The following is a 16,896-nucleotide window of genomic DNA, read 5'->3' as shown; positions in this document are numbered from 1 at the left end:
TCTGGCTGACGCAGGCTCCTGGTTTCACTAATTTTAGTGGACAGAACACTATCGTTCTGGGAATTACCGCGTCAATGCTACTTTCTTTAGCTGGTGTACCAAGTGAACCGAAAGACCGTTTCTCTAGTTTTCTGAGAATCTTTCAGCAAAACTTCAGGAAAGTACCAGTGCAACACCGGCACTCAGACGCTATGATGAGACTTAAGGAAGTGCGCATGAGCCAAACGACAAGGACACGTTTCCCGCGTCGCAGTCGGCTTCAGCCACAACCTCAGTCGCGTCATTGAAGCGTTCGTTGCCGTATCCCCTGATACAAAAATTTGAATGGCGCCAAAAACAGACAGAACCGCTGGCTCTGCCTGTTTTTGTTTGCCCAGATATTAGGCTGGTTATTTGAAATATGACTGAATTCGGACGGCTACTGTAGTTCAGGTGGAAGTCCATTTCTCAGGCTGGAACTGACCATCAGTCCCTCATAGCAGGCAACTGGCTCCATCCACCCCTAGTCAAGCAACATCATTCAGCCGTGATCTGCATCCGGCCGTTGCGTTTGGAATGATAAAGGTTGTGGTCGACGCGATTGTAGAAGTCCAGTGGTGACTGGTCCTTGCCCCCGATTTCCGACACGCCCACGGAAATGGAGACGTGAATCACCGTTTTGGCCGAATGAATATTCATGTGGTTAACCGCCATGAAGACTTGATTGACCACCCGCTGCGTGCTTGCCAAGTCGTAGCCCGGGAAGAGGACGTTGAACTCCTCACCCCCGGTCCGGTAGAGTTCCAGGCGCGGATCATTTTCCGCCAGAACCGTCTGGACCGTGCCGGCGACCTGCCGCAAGACCTCGTCGCCAATCGCGTGCCCATAGGTGTCATTGAAGTGTTTGAAATGGTCGATGTCAAACATCATCATCGACAGCGGCCGGTTGGACGTATGACTCTCGCCGAACAGGTATTCAATCGTTTCTGTGTAGGCCGCAAAGTTGCGGGTCTGGGTCAACGCATCGTGACTGGCAAATTTGGCCAGCCGCAATTTCAGCTCGGTATCGTGAGACAGCATCGACACGTAGACGTACAATAGCAGTTCGAAAATTCCCAGGTACAGCCACTCTTGCCAAAACGTCAGCCAGGAGAAGTCGAATTTCCACTTCATCCACAGCCACAACATCCCGCCGAACGGGATACCGACCGCCATGTACAACAGGAGCGCGTAACGGTGATTGTAAAATTTACGCCGGACTTGATTTAAGACTATGAAGAACGTCAGTAGCGTTACCGCGTGGCCCCACGACTGCCAGTAGCCCATCGAGCCGTTGAAAACCATGTACACCAGCATAATCGGCGCCAGCAGGTAATAGGGCATATGAATTTTTAAAAAGTAAGCGCAGAAGATAATCGCAATCAGCTGGAAATTCATGAACTCCCAGGAGATACTCTTGCCGACCACCAACGTTTGAATACTAAAAACAAAGACCACCATGTAAATAATCCCGTACCAGGCGTTGATCGTTTCTTCAGAAAGCTTCAGTCGTCGGGTGCGTGCCCACGAGGCAATCCAGTTGTAGGATACCCAGTAGAACGTGAAGACGCCCAGCACGAAAAACACACTGGTAAAAAATGGTGGGACTTGCCAATGAGACCAAGTCATGACGTACCCCTCTTCTTTAAGTTTACGTGAATAGCCAGGCACCGCAAACGGCCCTGGTTAGCGAAATGCAACCGTTTCGGTCGAAGTTGACCGAAACGGTTTACGTACCCGGTTTACCACAAGCAAATTGTGGGCCGGTAGGTTTTACCCCAGATAACAACATGTGCCTAATGTTAGACCCGTTACTCCCAGAAAACTATGCCCAGATTTATAAAAGTGCTGAATTATGTAAATAATTTTTGAACTAGTTTTAAGTTAATGGTTAACTAATAAGCCGATAACGCTTACCGTCAAGTCCCGTCCCAGCGACGCCACGCCACTGAAGATACGAAAAAAGATTGGTTCCAGAGAACCAATCTCCCATCGGATGATTGCTGTGGCAGACGAACGCTTCTCAGGCTCAGTCCGGTCCGCCACCTTCACCTCATATTTGGGCCCGCTCGAACTACGAAGCTGTAAGCGACTAATTTTCACGCCATGAATCGCGTGATGACAGTATTTTGAGCCGATTTTTCACCTTTCATAGTTGCTTTAACCTGAAAAGCTTGCGAAAATCCAGATGGACTTTCGCAAGCTTTTTTGATTGGCCTGATGCCAATTTTTTTAAATTTACATCATTCCCAGCATGCCCGCAATAGTGGCAGCCAAGGTCAGAATAATAATAACACCAATGAATGAGATGACAAAGCCAGCGATGGCTAAGCCCCGTGGCTTTCGGAACAACCCAATAAATGAGAACAGGGCACCCAAGAACCAGACCACCCAATCTACAATTGGAATAATGGAAGTAAACAGTGAAATCAAGGCCAGGACAAAGCCGGCCGTTCCCAGACCGTTGCTTCGCTGCTGAGCCTGCTGAATATAAACGGTGTTGCCGCTACTCTGACCAGCCGGCTGTGCAGGTGCTTGCTCCGCCATCGTGGCTTGGGCATTGGCACTTGCTTGTTGCAGCTGCGGCTGAGCGGGGGCCTGTGAAGCAGTATCCGTCGTCTCAGTTGCCTGCTTGATTGGCTCCGAATTTGTCTGGTCGTTATTAACCGTCTTAGCCGCCTTAGCCGTCTGCTTAGCTGTTTCGTTAGCCGTGTGCCGTAATTTTTGTTCAAATCCGGTCGCACCACTGCCACGCGTCCAAGCCACGCTATATAACCAAGCCAAAACTGCGATCAAGGCAATGACACCCAACCAGACATTATAAAAAATTGCCCGGGTCACCAGCGTAAAGATCAACAGTGCGGCAACGATAATAATTGCCGTTACCCAGTTATTTGCCACCCAGTTGACCATTGCGTCTAAACGTTCTGAAAAACCACCATTACCGTTCGTGTTCCCCGTTGACTGTGCCGACTGAGCGGTTTTATTCGCCTCAGTCGTTGTTTGTGTCGCGTTGGCTTGAGTCGCCGCTTCACTGGTTAACTTGTAACCACACTTGGGGCAAAACTTGACCCCCGCATCTAATTCAGTCCCGCAGTGCGGACAAAACTTTGCATTTTCCATTATTTTCCTTCTTCCACTGTTTTCAGCCTCAGTAATCTTACCCTGAAACAATATTATCATAGCATAATCATTACATGTTGTGTGCGTTGATTCCCGATATTCTCAGATTTATATTAATGGGCTAAAGGTTGAAAGTTGAATTAATGTCTTGACTCCCGAATCAACAGCGTTTTGTCCACCAGAACTAGTGAAACCAAGGACTGCGTCAGCCAGGGGGTGGCGATGCTCACAACGCGCAGACACGAAAAAAGACCAGTTCCCGCGAACCAGTCTCTCATCAGATATTGCTGTGGCCGACGAACTCAAGCCGATTCGTCGCAAGCAGCAATTATTTTAACCAAAAACTTGTTGGCCAAGTTTCTAGTTAGTCACTTGTCTATTTAGCAACGGTTGATAGTCTCCCTACCTCAATCCACCAGTAAGTGGTGCGCCGTGTCTGCCGCTAAGTCGTGGACGTGGCCGGTGTACAAATAACCGGTCAGCCGGCGCGGCTGCGGTGTCGTTTGCCAATCGATCTGTTCGTGCTGACTTTCTTGAAAACCGTGTTGCCGGTAAAAGCGGCCAGTCGTGGCCACCGCCGTGAACAAGTACACCTTGTCGACCGGCGCTGCATCCCAATACTCAGCAACCGTGTGCATCAATTCCCGACCGATCCCCAGATTTTGATATTCCGGGTCGACCATCAACAACACGATTTCCCCCAAGAACTCGCGTCGTTGCAGATTGGCCAGTAAGCGCTCGTCAATCTCACTGCGTTCAGTTAACTGTTTCAGCAAGCGCCGTCCCCCGGGCCGCATGGCTAACGCCACCTTGGCCACCAGCAATTGCCAAACGTCATAAGACCGTTCTTTTTTCTGATACTTGGTGTCCGCTAAAATGGCACCGACCACCTGGCCGTCCCACACCGCGACCCGCACGTAATTTTGCTGGGTCATGCAGCGGCGGAAATACACCTGCGCCGCTAAATCATTCAACTGGCCATTGGTTCGGTCAAATTGCCAGAGACGGCCCACGATTTCTGCCAGTGCTGGCACATCTTCATACCGCATCACTCTAATGTGTAGTTTATTAATCAATTGGCATCCTCCTTACTGAGCACCTCACTGTCCCCACAGCTCGTGCTCGACACTTTTCCCTGCTATCCAATGACCATGATACCTTCTATTCTGCTTACCCCCTGGCGCACGCCCCTCGGTTAATCAAATTGATTAACTGAGAGTCAGTTTACACGGGTCGGGCTAGACTTGCTAGCTAAATAAAACGAAGGTTGTCTGAGAGTTTCTCAGAAATGGTCTTGGCGTCAGGACGTTTCCTGGATTGGTTGCACCGACTGATTGGCCCCAAATCGCCGTCTCAGCTAGTTTAATCGCTACCAGTCCATTTAGTTGTACAAAACCGTTTCCCGGCTTAAATCGCCATTATTTGCCGCTCAGGGTGGTTGCTGAGGCTACTTTGGGGGTAACGCGTGGCCAGGTGATGACGAACCGACTGCCTTGCGGATGATTGTCCTGGACTTGAATCTGGCCGTGAGTCAACGTGACCAACTGCTGGACGATGGCCAATCCCAAGCCGTTGCCAGCGACCGCATTACGGACACTGCTGGCCCGGTAGAAACGGCCGAAGATCAAGTCCTTTTGGTCATCCGGAATCCCGCGACCCTGGTCGGCAACAGTCAGGGTCACCGCCTTGCCGACCGCCGTCAGACTGACCGTGATGGCGGTAGCTGCCGGCGAATATTTCTGCGCGTTACTGAGCAGGCTGGTCAGAATCTGCGTCACGCTATCCTGATTGGCCGTCACGACCACGTGGTGTTGGATTTGCAACACCATTTCTCGGTCCAACGACGCGCCAAAATTTTGCGCCGTATCCGTGACGACCTGGCTCAGGTCAACGGTCGTGGCGGTCAACTCCAGCTGATTGGCCCGTGATAACGTCAACAGACTGGTGACCAATCGCTGCATGCGTTCCGACTCCTGGTCGATGAACTGTAGCGCGGTCGGAATGACCTCTGGATGATCCTGTCCCCGGCGGTTGATCATGGAAACGTACCCGCGAATCGTGGCGATGGGCGTCTTCAATTCATGCGAGGCGTTGGCCACGAAACGCCGGTCGGCCAGCTCCTGTTCACTCAGCGAATGCAGTAGTAGGTTGAACTCGACCGTTAAGTCGTGCACTTCTTGCGGCGTGGCCGGGACCGGCAGTTGCCGCTGAAAGTTTTCCGAAATATCGCGGTTGATGGCTTTGGTCGCCCCCGTCAGTTCGACCAGTGGCCGGTTCAATTTGCGCGCCAGCAGGTAAATGACCCAGGTGCCCAGCAACAGAAACGCCAGCGCAATCAGTAAAATCAATTTAATCAGTAGAAGTAACAGGTCGGTCACGCCATTTAACTTGACCCAAACGTCATAGCGCACGGTCGGGTCTTGGCTGTTATGCGACACGTCCGAAGCCCGCACGTGATAAACGAACCCGCTGTTACTGAGATAGCCAATGTTGGCCGTCACCCGGTGCAGCGTTCCCCGCCGTTGCATCGCTAAAAATCGTTTGGCATGGGGCGAGTACAAATACCGGTGCGCCTTGCCAGGCTGGGCCACGCTGATGCGAATGAAGGTCGTCTCGGTATCGGCCCAACTTCCCAGCCGCCACCAGTACCAGTCGTTTCGGTTGGCAATGAAGCTCCGTTTGAGCCCACGCACGATACCTAGGGCTTGGTGGCGTTGCCCCTCTGCTTGCTTTAAGCCGACCACGGAAATGATCACGGCACTCAAGATGACCGTGATGCCCAGTAGTAGCAGCGCGTAGACCTTGGTGATCCGCGCCGCACTGGTGTTAAAGATGGTTTTCTTCATCGTCATCGCCTAACTTATAGCCCACGCCGCGCACCGTTTGGATGGGCTGGCCAGCCACACTGGTTTTGAGTTTATTTCGCAGGTACCGCACGTAAACGTCCACGATGTTGACCTGGCCGTCAAAGCTGGTGCCCCACACGGCGTCCAGCAGGTCGTCGCGGGTCAGCACCTCGCCAGGATGTTGCATGAACGTCAGCAATAAATCAAACTCCCGCTGGGTCAGCTGAATCTCGGCATCCCCCGCAAAGACTTGGCGCGTTTTGGTATCCAGCGTTAACGGCCCCACGTGAAATTTTTTATCGTTCAAATTTTTGATCACGTTGCGCCGTAGAATAACCCGAATCCGTGCCAATAACTCTTCAGTGTCAAAGGGTTTGGTGATGTAATCATCCGCCCCCGCGTCCAGTCCAGAGACCTTGTCACCCACGTAATCGCGGGCCGTCATCATGATCACGGGCACGTCGTAATGCCGACGAATCTTGCGTAATACGCCTAACCCATCAATGCCCGGTAACATCCAATCCAAGATGATCAGTGAGATATCCGCTTGATGCTGGGCAAATTGGGTCAGTGCCGCTTCCCCACTGGCGCACGGAATCACCGTGTAATCCTCAAACCCCAACTCAGCGCTCAACAACGTCCGCAACCCCGCCTCATCCTCGACTAGCAAAATCGTGACTTTCAAACCGCCACGCCCCCTTGATATCGTTATTAGTTTTAGTGTCTAAAGGTTGAAATTAGCATTAACGCGACAGTCCCTGGAACGACAGTGTTCTGTCCGTTAAAATTAGTGAAACCAGGAGCCTGCGTCAGCCAGAGATTCCGCCTGCTATGGGGGACACCTCCAGCCAAAGAGCGGGCTTCCAGTTCGCTTTGAAGCCTGGCAAACCCCGCCAGTCTCCCAAGTCGCCCCACGCTGTAGGCTGAGAAAAGACCTCAGCCAACACCGTCGACACAGCTGGCTCCACCTCTGGCTGTCTCCGGCGGGGTTAGCGATTATCAGTAACCTTGTCTTAATTAAAGACTAGTTGTCAAATCAGCCATTACCTGTGGCTAAACCGATTGTTACTAGCAACCATAGTTGGCGGATGGTAGGCGGCCAGTCCGCACTAGGATGCTATAAACAACTAATTTTTACGTCACCAGTCGCGTGGTGACAGTGCTTCTAGCTGATATTTATCTTTCAACCTTCAGTTTTAGTTTAGCATGTTTTACCGGTTGTTCGATCAGATTTTTTGATTCTTAAGGAAACGTTGTTAGATGTTAGAGTTTCTACTAAAAGACCGCTCCTCGGGCTGATAGTCTCCCCCAGAGCAACCGGAAGCCCTGGCTGAGTCCGGCTCCTGATTTAGCGAATTTCACCAGCCAGCCAATCTCAGTCTAGAACTTTCTCTTCGCCAAAATATTGATACCACCGGCTGTCGGAATAGGCTATAATTAAGGAACAATGGCCCTTTTTAACGACGTATAATGTCGTTAAGAGTGCGTTTACTTGTGAAAAGGAGGAACCCGTTTCATGCAGGTCACGCTTCGCGAGATTACATTGGCATACGACCGTCAGCCCGCCATCCTCGAGCACTTTAATTGTACGCTGCCCGATGGCAAACTCGTGGCACTACTCGGCCCTAGTGGTAGCGGCAAGTCGACGATTTTAAATCTGTTAGCCGGCCTCTTGACGCCACAAACCGGTCAGATTTACTTTGACCAGACCGACGTCACCGCCCAGGACAGCCGCCAACGCAACATCGGCATGGTCTTCCAGGACTATGCGCTGTATCCGCATCTAACCGTCCGCGACAACATCGCTTTTCCTTTGAAAATGGCCCACGCCAAAAAAGCCGCGCGCTACCAACGGGTGGCTGAGTTGGCCGATTTGGTCCAATTGACCGACCAACTTGGGAAATTTCCCCAAGAACTTTCTGGCGGCCAGCAGCAACGCGTCGCCATTGCCCGCGCGCTGGCCAAACACCCAGCGCTGCTCCTACTCGACGAACCCCTATCCAGTCTCGACACCGCCCTGCGCGAAGAACTCCGCACGGTCATTCGCCACATCCAACGGCAGACCGGCGTGACCACGTTGCTTGTGACTCACGACCAAGAAGACGCGCTACAGATTGCTGACGAGATCATGGTGTTGGCCCACGGTCGCTTGCAACAGGGTGGCACGGGGCAAGCCCTCTATCAGTCGCCGCAAAACCTGACCGTGGCCCAATTCATTGGCCGCCCGCAGATCAACCTCTGTGCCGTCACCAAATTGCCCGCAACACTGCGGGCATTGCTCCCGGCGGCCCAGCTGGCTCAAGCCACGACCTTGGGAATCCGGAGCGAGGCCTTGCACGTGGCCACGACCCCTTCACTGCTGACCGCCACGCTCACCGCCCAAGTCCGCCTGGGCCGGGATACGCAATCTCATTTACATACCAGCTACGGCGACCTCATCAGTACCGCCATCGCGCCGACCACGGCGACCGCTTTGCCCCTCACGATTGACCGGCACGGCTGTTTGCTGTTTGACGCGCAAGGTGCTTGCCTGTGGTCAGGAGGTGACGACCATGCTTAATGCCAAACCAACCTTGAAGTCCACGCTCAAAGCGTTGTTGTACCTGGCACCCCTGCTGATCATCACACTACTTTTCACCGTGTGGCCCCTGATTCACGCCCTGCTCATGAGTAGCTACGTGCGCTACAACTACTTCACCAATCACGTGGGCGCGCTGGGCTGGGACAACTTCGTTTACCTCTGGCACGACCCGCTCTTTCACCTGGCCCTGCGCAACACGCTCTGGCTGGTACTCGTGGCGATGCCCGTGACCGTGGCCCTCGCGCTACTGATTGCCCTAGGGCTCAACCACATCCCCCGACTAGCCCGCTTCTTTCAGACCATCTATTTTCTGCCCTTCGTTACCGCCACGATTGCCACGGGATTGGTTTGGAACTGGATCTTTCGCCTGGACGGCGGCCTGCTAAATGTCAGCCTGCACCACCTGGGGATAGCCCCCATCGACTGGCTCAACGACCCGCACGTCGCCTTACTGGCCCTCATCGTGGTCTGCGTCTGGCAAGGGCTCGGCTTCAACGTCGTCTTGTTTCTCGCCGGACTCAACCGTATTGATGATAAATACGCGCGCGTGGCCCAACTCGATGGCGCCAACGCTTGGCAACGTTTCACCAACGTGACCTGGCCATTACTGTTGCCAATGACGGTCCTGATCGTCATCAACACGGCAGTCACCAATTTCAAAGTCTTCGACCAGGCTTTCGCGCTGTTTCACGGTGCCGCGGGACCTGGCAACGCTGCTTTGACGCTGATGTTTTACCTGTATCAAAAATTTTATGTCGACAACCAATTCACGGTAGCGGCGGCTAGCGGCGTGGTCCTGTTCTGCTTGGTCGGGCTACTGACCTTGCTGACTTACGGCTATTTCCGCTGGCAACGCCGCCGGTTAGGGGGGCGGTCCTAATGCGAGTGTTCACGACGCTTCTCTGGTATCTCCTCCTCATCTGTGGGGCTACTTTAATGCTACTGCCGTTTGCCTGGATGATTTTGACCAGCCTCCAACCGGCGGCGACCACCCTGACGATGCCGACCAACTGGCTTCCACGGACCTTGCAGTGGGTCAATTACCAACACGTCTGGCAGCTGGCGCCATTTACCCGATACTGGCTCAACTCACTACTGGTCACGACGACTACGACGCTGGGCCAACTCTTCAGTAGTCTGCTGGCCGCATTTGCCTTCACGCATCTCCAATTCTACGGTCGGCGCTTTTTATTCGGCCTGCTAGTGGCCTTGATGCTGGTCCCCGGCGAACTGCTGCTGATTCCCAACTTCGTGACGATTGCGCAACTCCACTGGGTCAACACCTACGCCGCGCTGATCATCCCCTGGCTCGCCAGCGTCTTCATGGTCGTCACGCTACACCAAGCCTTTCAATCACAACCGCGGTCGCTCTACTATGCGGCGCACATCGACGGCGCTAGTGATTGGCAATATCTCTGGCACATCCTGGTGCCGACCAACCGGCCCATCATTACGGCCGTGGCGGTCCTCCAGGTAATTGCTTCGTGGAACGCCTTCATGTGGCCCCTGATCATGACCAACAGTGATCAGCTCCGCACGCTACCGGTCGGCTTGATGGCCTTTACCAGTGAGCAGGGGACCAACTACCCACTCTTAATGGCGGCCTCGGTGTGCGTGATTTTGCCACTGCTGATTCTCTACCTCTGCTTGCAAAAATATCTGATGCTGGGAATCACCCAATCCCGGTGGAAAGGATCAACCCAATGAAAAAATTATCTCGCTATCTGCTAATCATGGCCGCCCTCGGCCTGGTGGGCGTGCTCGGTGCTTGTGGTCGCCAAACGACAGCGCCCGCGCCGACCAAACGGACCACGGTGACCTTCTGGCACGGTATGACCGGAACCAGCCAGCAGACGCTCAACGCCATGATTCGCGATTTCAACCATTCCCAGACCAAGTATCGCGTGGTCGCCAGCGGTCAGGGTAACTTTGCCAACGTCCAGCAAAAAATCACGGCCGCCGCCAAATCACAGACGCTACCAACGTTGGCGCAGACCACTTACACCAACGTTCCCGATTATTTGCACGGCAAATTTATCGTTCCGCTCAACGGCTACATTACCAAGCGCACGCTCAACCGCATTGATCCTACATTGCGCCAAGTCAGCCAATATCATGGGAAGACCTACGCCATGCCTTTTTCCAAGTCGATCGGTCTGCTCTTCTACAATCAAGACCTCTTGCGGCAGCTTCATTTGACCGTTCCGCGGACCTGGAACGACCTGGCGCGTGACGCGGCGAAGGCCCACGCCAACGGCTACACGGGACTCGCCCTCGACCAAACCTTCCGGCCACAGTGGAGCGCCTTAGCCTGTCAAGCCGGCACCCCACTGGTCGCCAAGCATCCTCAGCTGTCGAGTCCCCGGATGCTAGCAGCAACTGACGTGATCTACCAAATGATCAAACACCAAACGGCCGCCACCGCAGGAACGGATGGCTTCGGTAACGTCCGCTTCCTCAAGGGCAAGACGCTCTTTTACACGGGAACTTCCGCGGCCATCGGTATCATGCAGGCCAACACGCCTAAAGGGCTTCACTGGTCCGCCGCCAAGATGCCGAGTTTCCGGGGCAATCCGCGGGTCTACGCCGTACAAGGCAACGAGCTGGTCATGTTCAGCTCAGCGTCTCCGGCGCAACGTCGCGGGGCTGCGGCATTAATGAAATTCCTGTTGGCCGAAAAGCAGACGCTCAAATGGGCCAAGGCCACGGGCTACCTGCCACTGACCACCAAGGCCTTACGGAGCCAAGATTACCGCGACTACCTGGCCAAGAACCCAGCGGCCAAGGCTACCGTCAAGTCCCTGCCATACGGCAAACCCGACACCGCCTTCTACGGTTACAGTGAAACGCAAGACGCCGCTACCCAGGTCGCCGACGAGTTGGCAGCCTTGCAAACGACGCCCAAACAAGGATTGGCCCAGTTGCAGCGGAAGTTGACGGCTTTGCAGACGGATGGCGAATAGGCTTAATCAGCTGACGTGAAGTATCAAAAAGGACATCCTTACCAGCAATACGATTGCCGGTAGGGATGTCCTTTTGGTGTCTCTATCATCTTGAACTAGCGATCCGCACGGAAGACGTCTTCCAATGCCTCAATCGTGAGTCGGGAAACATCAATTTTTCGCTGGTCAACCATCTCGCTAAGGTACTGTGGCACTGCGATGGTTCGTCTGACCTTGCGCGCGTTTCTTCGCTGCCAAGCTGTTATGTCAACAGTCACGTAGATGATTGATTCATTGGCCTGCAGCGTCCATTTTCGTGGATCCTGAACTGCTGGATAGGACTCGCCATCTAACATCGTTGCAATGGCATCTTCTGCATTGATGACCAAGTCGACTAACGTTCCGCCATGGGTAACCACTCCCGGAAGATTCGGCGTGAACCCCACGAAGTAATGGCCATCCGCATCATCATTTTCTTGCGCGATGATGGGATAAACTAACTTTGTCTGCATTGCTTGTCTCTGCCAACGCCATTCTTTAATCTGTTCCTAGGCAATGGCAGCAACCCACCTTTCTGAGTATTAAAGATAGCAAATCGCCGTAGCCATTACCAGCAATATGATTGCTAGCCAACAACTTTATTAAAGAAGCCGTACGCCGTGTAGGAAGTAATCTTAATCCCCTTAAATGGTTTGGCGTTGATTTTATCAACCTTCTTTTTCGTGGCTTGCCGTAGGTATTTTTTCACCGTTGGATTCATCTTGCGGTAACCCTTTTGATTATTCAGCGCATCCTTACGCGTCGAAATGTTGATACCAAAGGGATTGGTGGCGAAAATATTCTTTTGTTGCTTGGCCTTTTTCGCCTTGGTGTAAATGATCAACTGATTGCCATGTTCCTGTTGATCATACCGAATCAGCACGGCCCGTCCGCCAATCTTTGTCCGTCGAATCGTGTTGATACCCATGCTGGTGACCAAATACATGGTGTGCTTGGGTTTGCTTAAAGTATATGGCATGAAGTACCGCTCGCTACTAGCAATAGCGTTGGTATCATGCTTCTTACGATAAGTCGATGGGCCAAATTTCTTGGCCGTTACCTTAAACTTATGACCTTTGTTGTACCATGTTCCCCGAAAAGTCTTCGGTAGCTTCGTCACCTTGTGCGTCTTGACCGCCGCTTGCGCTGACGTGAGCGTCGTCCCGGCCCCGCTGGCAAACAAGCCACACCCCGCCGCTACTAACAACGCGCTAACAAATTTAAGCATTTTCATATGTATGTGTCCTCCTTATTTGGCTTAGTCTCACTGCCAAGCACTGACTTGATTATACAAAATGGGGGTGCCACAATTTGGCGCTGGCTCTCTGTCCGACTAAAAAAGTCCCAAAAAAGGCCACGCCAATTGACGTGACCTTGACCTAACTGACTATTTAAATGTCTCCCACCTAATCATCATACTGATTGCGCGCAGCAGCCAGTGCATCGCGCACCCGGCGCACCAGTGAGACCGGCGACAGCACGCGCAGTCCGGCCCCTTGGCTCAAGAGCCACAGCATGGCCCCGTCTGTCTTGACGTAGGCTTCGATAACGCAGCTGCCATCGGCATTTTGCTTGATGATGCGCGACCCGGGAAAATGGTCTAGCGCCGTTTGCGGATAATTGCGGTATAGGAAGCGAATCTGCGTGAGTTCGCCGGTATCCAGCAAGTACGTGTAGTTGCGGTGCTCCTGGAGCGAAAAACGTTTGGCGTAGTCCAGCTTCTCACCGGGTAACTGCGCCAAGATCTCGACGATGCGATCGAGCCGATACAACCAGTAACCCCCGTGCTCTTCGCTCAGCATCGCCACGTAGAAGTAGTACGTTTCAAAGAACAAGGCAACTGGCTGAGCGTGATGGACTTGGGGCTTTTGATCATCACCACTACTGCCACGATACGTGAAGACTAACCGCTGCGTCTGCGCGATGCTTTCGGTCATTTCTTTTAACCGCTTCAACAATGGCTTGGCCCGTGACAGTGGCACATAACTGCCGCGCGACAACGTCAGCTGTTGACGCACGGCCGCTTGCATTTGCGGAGAGAGGCTACCCACCAAAAAGTCCAGCGTGCCGCTTAACTCGTCTTGATCCAAGGCCCGCGAGCCGATGAGAATGTTGCTGGTGGTCAGCGCCATTTCAAAGTCTGTCTCTTCGCTTTGCCGGGCCAGCCGGTAAGTGCCCTGCTCTTCCAGCAAATTTCCAGCGACGTACTCCGAGAGTGCGCGCCGAATATACGCAAAGTCCCGCTGGCAAGTTCGCCGACTGACGCCGTATTTGGCTTCCAAATCGCTTTGCTTGAGCGTTTCGCCGGACATTAGTCGGACCATCAACTCTGCAATTCGCTGATTACTCTGCATCTCTCTCACCTCGCTCACTGTGTCACTATGTTATTAGTTCATCACCGAATTAACCAAGACTATATCCACCATTATGAAGCGTTACTCTGTAAAAGTAAACCGCCGTTTCAAAATTTATGGCAAAACGAAAAAGACCAACCCACAAAATGAGTTGATCCTTTCCTGCGCCTGACGCGCGAAATGTTAAGTTAGTTGAATCGAAGAATTACTTCTTCAATGGGGTCCATGCCCACTTCGTGAATTCTTCAATATCATGACCTTCGTCACGGGTAACCTTGAAGTGCTTAGCTAAGATGTCATCCATCTTCTTGTCGAAGGCCTTTGCGGCAGCTTCGTCAATAACGCCCTTAGCAGCTAAGGTGTTCGCAGCATCCTTGGCTTGGTGGAACCGGTCAAGTTCGGAGTATACACGCATGTCGTAAGCAGTCGTGATATCACCGTCTTCACGGTAACCGTGAACGTGTAAGCCTAAGTGTTGACGTTCGTAGAAGAAGGATTCGATCAAGTCTTCGTAACCGTGGAAACCAAAGACAACAGGAGTCCCGGATTCGCCGAAGAGTGAACTGAATTCAGCATCGCTCAAAGCACGGTCGTCGTTTAAAGGCCCGTTCTTCTTTTGCAGACGTTCTAATTCAACCACGTTGACGTAACGCATCTTAACAGCTGGGAAGGCATCGTTGATCAAGTCAACAGCAGCCAGCGTTTCGATGGTTGGTTCAACACCAGCAGAAGCAAAGACGATATCAGCATCTTCGCCTTCAGCAACAGTAGAAGCCCAGTCGATCGTCTTCAAACCAGTCGTAGCCAGTTCTTCAGCTTCATCGATTGAGAACCATTGTTGACGAGGTTGCTTGGAAGCAACAATATGGTTAACCTTTTGACGGTCCTTGAAGGCCCGGTCAAAGACAGCCAATAACGTGTTCCCATCAGCTGGCAGGTATTGGCGGATGAAGTTAGACTTCTTTTCTGCCAAGTGAGTCAGCATACCTGGATCTTGGTGGGTGTAACCGTTGTGGTCTTGTTGGAACACAGTGGAAGTTGAGACCAAGTTCAGGGATGGGTAATCGTTACGCCATGGTTCTGCGGCGGCCTGACGGATCCACTTGAAGTGTTGCGTCGTCATTGAGTCGACAACCCGCAAGAATGATTCGTAAGACGTGAACACACCGGTACGACCAGTTAAGGTGTAACCTTCAAGCCAACCTTCAGCTTGGTGTTCTGATAATTGGGCATCCAAGATACGACCTTCAGGAGCTTCGTATTGGTCATTTGGTTCCTTGACCTTACTCATCCATTGACGGTTGGTAATCTTGAACATTTCCCAAAGACGGTTAGACATCGTTTCATCAGGTCCGAAGATCCGGAATGATGATGGGTTCTTCGTAGCAACGCCAGCGAAGAAGGTTGACAGAACGTTCATGTCCATGTTCTTGTTGCCATCTGGCAATTGCGTCCCACGGTTGTTTTCGTTGATGTCGTTAGCGTAGTCTTTCCAGTTAGGCAAGTCGAGCATGTCGGCCTTGGCACCGCGAACACGGCCACCGTTAGCAACTGGGTTAGCAGCCATCCGCTTGTCACCCTTAGGTGCAAAGTCAGCGACTTCTGCCTTCAATGAACCATCAGTGTTGAATAATTCAGCTGGCTTGTATGAGTTCATCCAAGCTTCGAATTGTGGTAATTCATCAAAGTTGTTTTGGCTCAAGCCAAGCGGAACTTGGTGAGCACGGAAGGAGCCTTCGATAGGTTCGCCGGCTGGGTTCTTTTGAGGACCGCCCCAACCTTTAGGCAAACGAGCGATAACAACTGGCCAAGCTGGGATAGTCCCATCTTCGTACTTGCCGTTTTCGCGGGCATCCTTTTGGATTTGTTGGATATCAGCGATGGCTTGGTCAAATAATTGCGCAGCCTTTTCGTGATAAGTCATGTAATCGTGGATATCGTCGTTTTCAAGGAAACGTGGTGACCAGCCTAAGCCTTCGAAGAACTTAGCAATCTTGTCATCGCTCATCCGTGAGAACAGCGTTGGGTTAGAAATCTTGAAGCCGTTTAAGTCAAGGATTGGTAAAACAGCACCGTCGTTCTTAGGGTTCAAGAACTTGATGGAGTTCCAAGCAGTCATGGCTGGGCCAGTTTCAACTTCCCCATCACCAACAACAGTGAAGGCGATTTGGTCTGGGTTGTCTAAGACAGCACCAGTTGCGTGGGAAAGAGAGTAACCAAGTTCCCCACCTTCGTGGAGTGAACCAGGCGTTTGGGCAGTCATGTGGGAACCGATACCACCAGGGAAGGAGAAGCGCTTGTATAAGCGAGACATCCCTTCAAGGTCTTGGGTGATTTCTGGATATGCATCCGTGTAAGTCCCATCCAAGTAAGAGTTCGTTACCATAACTTGGCCACCGTGACCGGGACCACCGATATAGAACATGTTCAAGCCGTACTTGTTGATCAAACGGTTGGCGTGGGCGTACAGGAACGTTTGTCCTGAGATCGTACCCCAGTGCCCGATAGGCTTCACCTTAACGTCATCTTTTTGGATTGGTGTGTTCGTTACTGAGAACAATGGGTTGCTCTTCAGGAAGATCATACCACCGGAAAGGTACGTCGTGGCACGCCACCAAGCGTCAACTTTTTCCAAGTAAGACTTGGAATCGTAATCTACTGCCATGAATTCTTACACTCCTTCGTTAGGTAACTTGCTTTGCAACAATTAACGTCAATCAGCCGTAGCTAATTTGTATTCTTTAATCATACTAAAGTTTTCCGAAAAGTCAACCTTTTTTATAATTGGGACGAACCAATTATAAAATTAATTGATTTTCACGAGCGCCAATTTGGAAAAATTACGGGGTGAATTCAGTCGTCTTTAGCAGGCACATCCTTCCTAGTAGTTGTCCTGACAAGCTTTCCTGAACCAAACACATTTCCGCTCATAGTATAGCAAATTTCTGAACCAACACGGCTTGGTTTGCTCATCAATCGGCAATTTTCGTTAA

Annotated in this window: 13 protein-coding genes; 4 read left to right on the top strand and 9 right to left on the bottom strand. The window is 52.1% G+C overall.

Going from position 1 to position 16,896, the window contains the following annotated elements:
• Positions 1 to 516: 516 nt before the first annotated feature.
• The 5 genes from EKM83_RS06265 to EKM83_RS06245 form a co-directional block, all read right to left on the bottom strand.
• On the bottom strand, positions 517 to 1,647 hold the full coding sequence (locus tag EKM83_RS06265; RefSeq protein WP_125575773.1) for a GGDEF domain-containing protein: 1,131 nt from the start codon (positions 1,645 to 1,647) through the stop codon (positions 517 to 519).
• 609 nt (positions 1,648 to 2,256) lie between these two features.
• Positions 2,257 to 3,141, bottom strand: coding sequence for a zinc ribbon domain-containing protein (locus EKM83_RS06260; protein ID WP_164505610.1), 885 nt, complete (start codon positions 3,139 to 3,141; stop codon positions 2,257 to 2,259).
• A gap of 407 nt (positions 3,142 to 3,548) precedes the next feature.
• On the bottom strand, positions 3,549 to 4,217 hold the full coding sequence (locus EKM83_RS06255; protein ID WP_125575771.1) for a GNAT family N-acetyltransferase: 669 nt from the start codon (positions 4,215 to 4,217) through the stop codon (positions 3,549 to 3,551).
• A 342-nt stretch (positions 4,218 to 4,559) separates the two neighbouring features.
• On the bottom strand, positions 4,560 to 5,993 hold the full coding sequence (locus tag EKM83_RS06250; protein ID WP_125575770.1) for a sensor histidine kinase: 1,434 nt from the start codon (positions 5,991 to 5,993) through the stop codon (positions 4,560 to 4,562).
• Positions 5,968 to 6,672 carry a response regulator transcription factor gene (locus tag EKM83_RS06245; RefSeq protein WP_125575769.1) on the bottom strand — a complete coding sequence of 235 codons (705 nt, stop codon included), beginning with the start codon at positions 6,670 to 6,672 and terminating at the stop codon, positions 5,968 to 5,970. Before EKM83_RS06245 ends, EKM83_RS06250 begins: the two co-directional genes overlap by 26 nt.
• Positions 6,673 to 7,503: 831 nt before the next feature.
• On the opposite strand from EKM83_RS06245, the gene EKM83_RS06240 reads away from it, so the two are divergent.
• The 4 genes from EKM83_RS06240 to EKM83_RS06225 are packed head-to-tail and all read left to right on the top strand — an operon-like array spanning position 7,504 to position 11,531.
• Positions 7,504 to 8,547: an ABC transporter ATP-binding protein gene (locus tag EKM83_RS06240; protein WP_125575768.1), complete on the top strand. Its 1,044-nt coding sequence runs from the start codon at positions 7,504 to 7,506 to the stop codon at positions 8,545 to 8,547.
• Positions 8,540 to 9,448, top strand: a complete 909-nt coding sequence (locus EKM83_RS06235; protein WP_125575767.1) for a carbohydrate ABC transporter permease — start codon at positions 8,540 to 8,542, stop codon at positions 9,446 to 9,448. Before EKM83_RS06240 ends, EKM83_RS06235 begins: the two co-directional genes overlap by 8 nt.
• Positions 9,448 to 10,275 (top strand): carbohydrate ABC transporter permease, encoded by an 828-nt coding sequence (locus tag EKM83_RS06230; protein WP_225418633.1) that lies wholly within the window; start codon positions 9,448 to 9,450, stop codon positions 10,273 to 10,275. Before EKM83_RS06235 ends, EKM83_RS06230 begins: the two co-directional genes overlap by 1 nt.
• On the top strand, positions 10,272 to 11,531 hold the full coding sequence (locus EKM83_RS06225; protein WP_125575766.1) for an extracellular solute-binding protein: 1,260 nt from the start codon (positions 10,272 to 10,274) through the stop codon (positions 11,529 to 11,531). The genes EKM83_RS06230 and EKM83_RS06225 overlap by 4 nt, the downstream gene beginning before the upstream one ends.
• Before the next feature lie 95 nt (positions 11,532 to 11,626).
• Here the strand turns inward: EKM83_RS06225 and EKM83_RS06220 are convergent, their stop codons facing one another.
• The 4 genes from EKM83_RS06220 to EKM83_RS06205 form a co-directional block, all read right to left on the bottom strand.
• Positions 11,627 to 12,022, bottom strand: a complete 396-nt coding sequence (locus EKM83_RS06220; RefSeq protein ID WP_125575765.1) for a type II toxin-antitoxin system HicB family antitoxin — start codon at positions 12,020 to 12,022, stop codon at positions 11,627 to 11,629.
• A gap of 113 nt (positions 12,023 to 12,135) precedes the next feature.
• Positions 12,136 to 12,783 (bottom strand): hypothetical protein, encoded by a 648-nt coding sequence (locus tag EKM83_RS06215; RefSeq protein ID WP_125575764.1) that lies wholly within the window; start codon positions 12,781 to 12,783, stop codon positions 12,136 to 12,138.
• Between the two features lie 172 nt (positions 12,784 to 12,955).
• Positions 12,956 to 13,903: a helix-turn-helix transcriptional regulator gene (locus tag EKM83_RS06210; protein WP_225418632.1), complete on the bottom strand. Its 948-nt coding sequence runs from the start codon at positions 13,901 to 13,903 to the stop codon at positions 12,956 to 12,958.
• 205 nt (positions 13,904 to 14,108) lie between these two features.
• Complete coding sequence (locus tag EKM83_RS06205; protein ID WP_125575763.1) at positions 14,109 to 16,568, bottom strand: phosphoketolase family protein; 2,460 nt, start codon at positions 16,566 to 16,568, stop codon at positions 14,109 to 14,111.
• Between the last annotated feature and the right edge of the window lie 328 nt (positions 16,569 to 16,896).

This window comes from Levilactobacillus angrenensis (assembly GCF_003946085.1).
GTDB lineage: Bacteria > Bacillota > Bacilli > Lactobacillales > Lactobacillaceae > Levilactobacillus > Levilactobacillus angrenensis.
Note: the sequence above shows the minus strand (reverse complement) of the source record. Positions and strands in the feature narration are given on the sequence as shown.

Excerpts from the sequence above, each read along its gene's own strand:
- EKM83_RS06265 (WP_125575773.1), bottom strand. The coding sequence starts at position 1,647 with ATGACTTGGTCTCATTGGCAAGTCCCACCATTTTTTACCAGTGTGTTT.
- EKM83_RS06260 (WP_164505610.1), bottom strand. The coding sequence starts at position 3,141 with ATGGAAAATGCAAAGTTTTGTCCGCACTGCGGGACTGAATTAGATGCG.
- EKM83_RS06250 (WP_125575770.1), bottom strand. The coding sequence starts at position 5,993 with ATGACGATGAAGAAAACCATCTTTAACACCAGTGCGGCGCGGATCACC.
- EKM83_RS06240 (WP_125575768.1), top strand. The coding sequence starts at position 7,504 with ATGCAGGTCACGCTTCGCGAGATTACATTGGCATACGACCGTCAGCCC.
- EKM83_RS06235 (WP_125575767.1), top strand. The coding sequence starts at position 8,540 with ATGCTTAATGCCAAACCAACCTTGAAGTCCACGCTCAAAGCGTTGTTG.
- EKM83_RS06230 (WP_225418633.1), top strand. The coding sequence starts at position 9,448 with ATGCGAGTGTTCACGACGCTTCTCTGGTATCTCCTCCTCATCTGTGGG.
- EKM83_RS06225 (WP_125575766.1), top strand. The coding sequence starts at position 10,272 with ATGAAAAAATTATCTCGCTATCTGCTAATCATGGCCGCCCTCGGCCTG.
- EKM83_RS06220 (WP_125575765.1), bottom strand. The coding sequence starts at position 12,022 with ATGCAGACAAAGTTAGTTTATCCCATCATCGCGCAAGAAAATGATGAT.
- EKM83_RS06215 (WP_125575764.1), bottom strand. The coding sequence starts at position 12,783 with ATGAAAATGCTTAAATTTGTTAGCGCGTTGTTAGTAGCGGCGGGGTGT.
- EKM83_RS06210 (WP_225418632.1), bottom strand. The coding sequence starts at position 13,903 with ATGCAGAGTAATCAGCGAATTGCAGAGTTGATGGTCCGACTAATGTCC.
- EKM83_RS06205 (WP_125575763.1), bottom strand. The coding sequence starts at position 16,568 with ATGGCAGTAGATTACGATTCCAAGTCTTACTTGGAAAAAGTTGACGCT.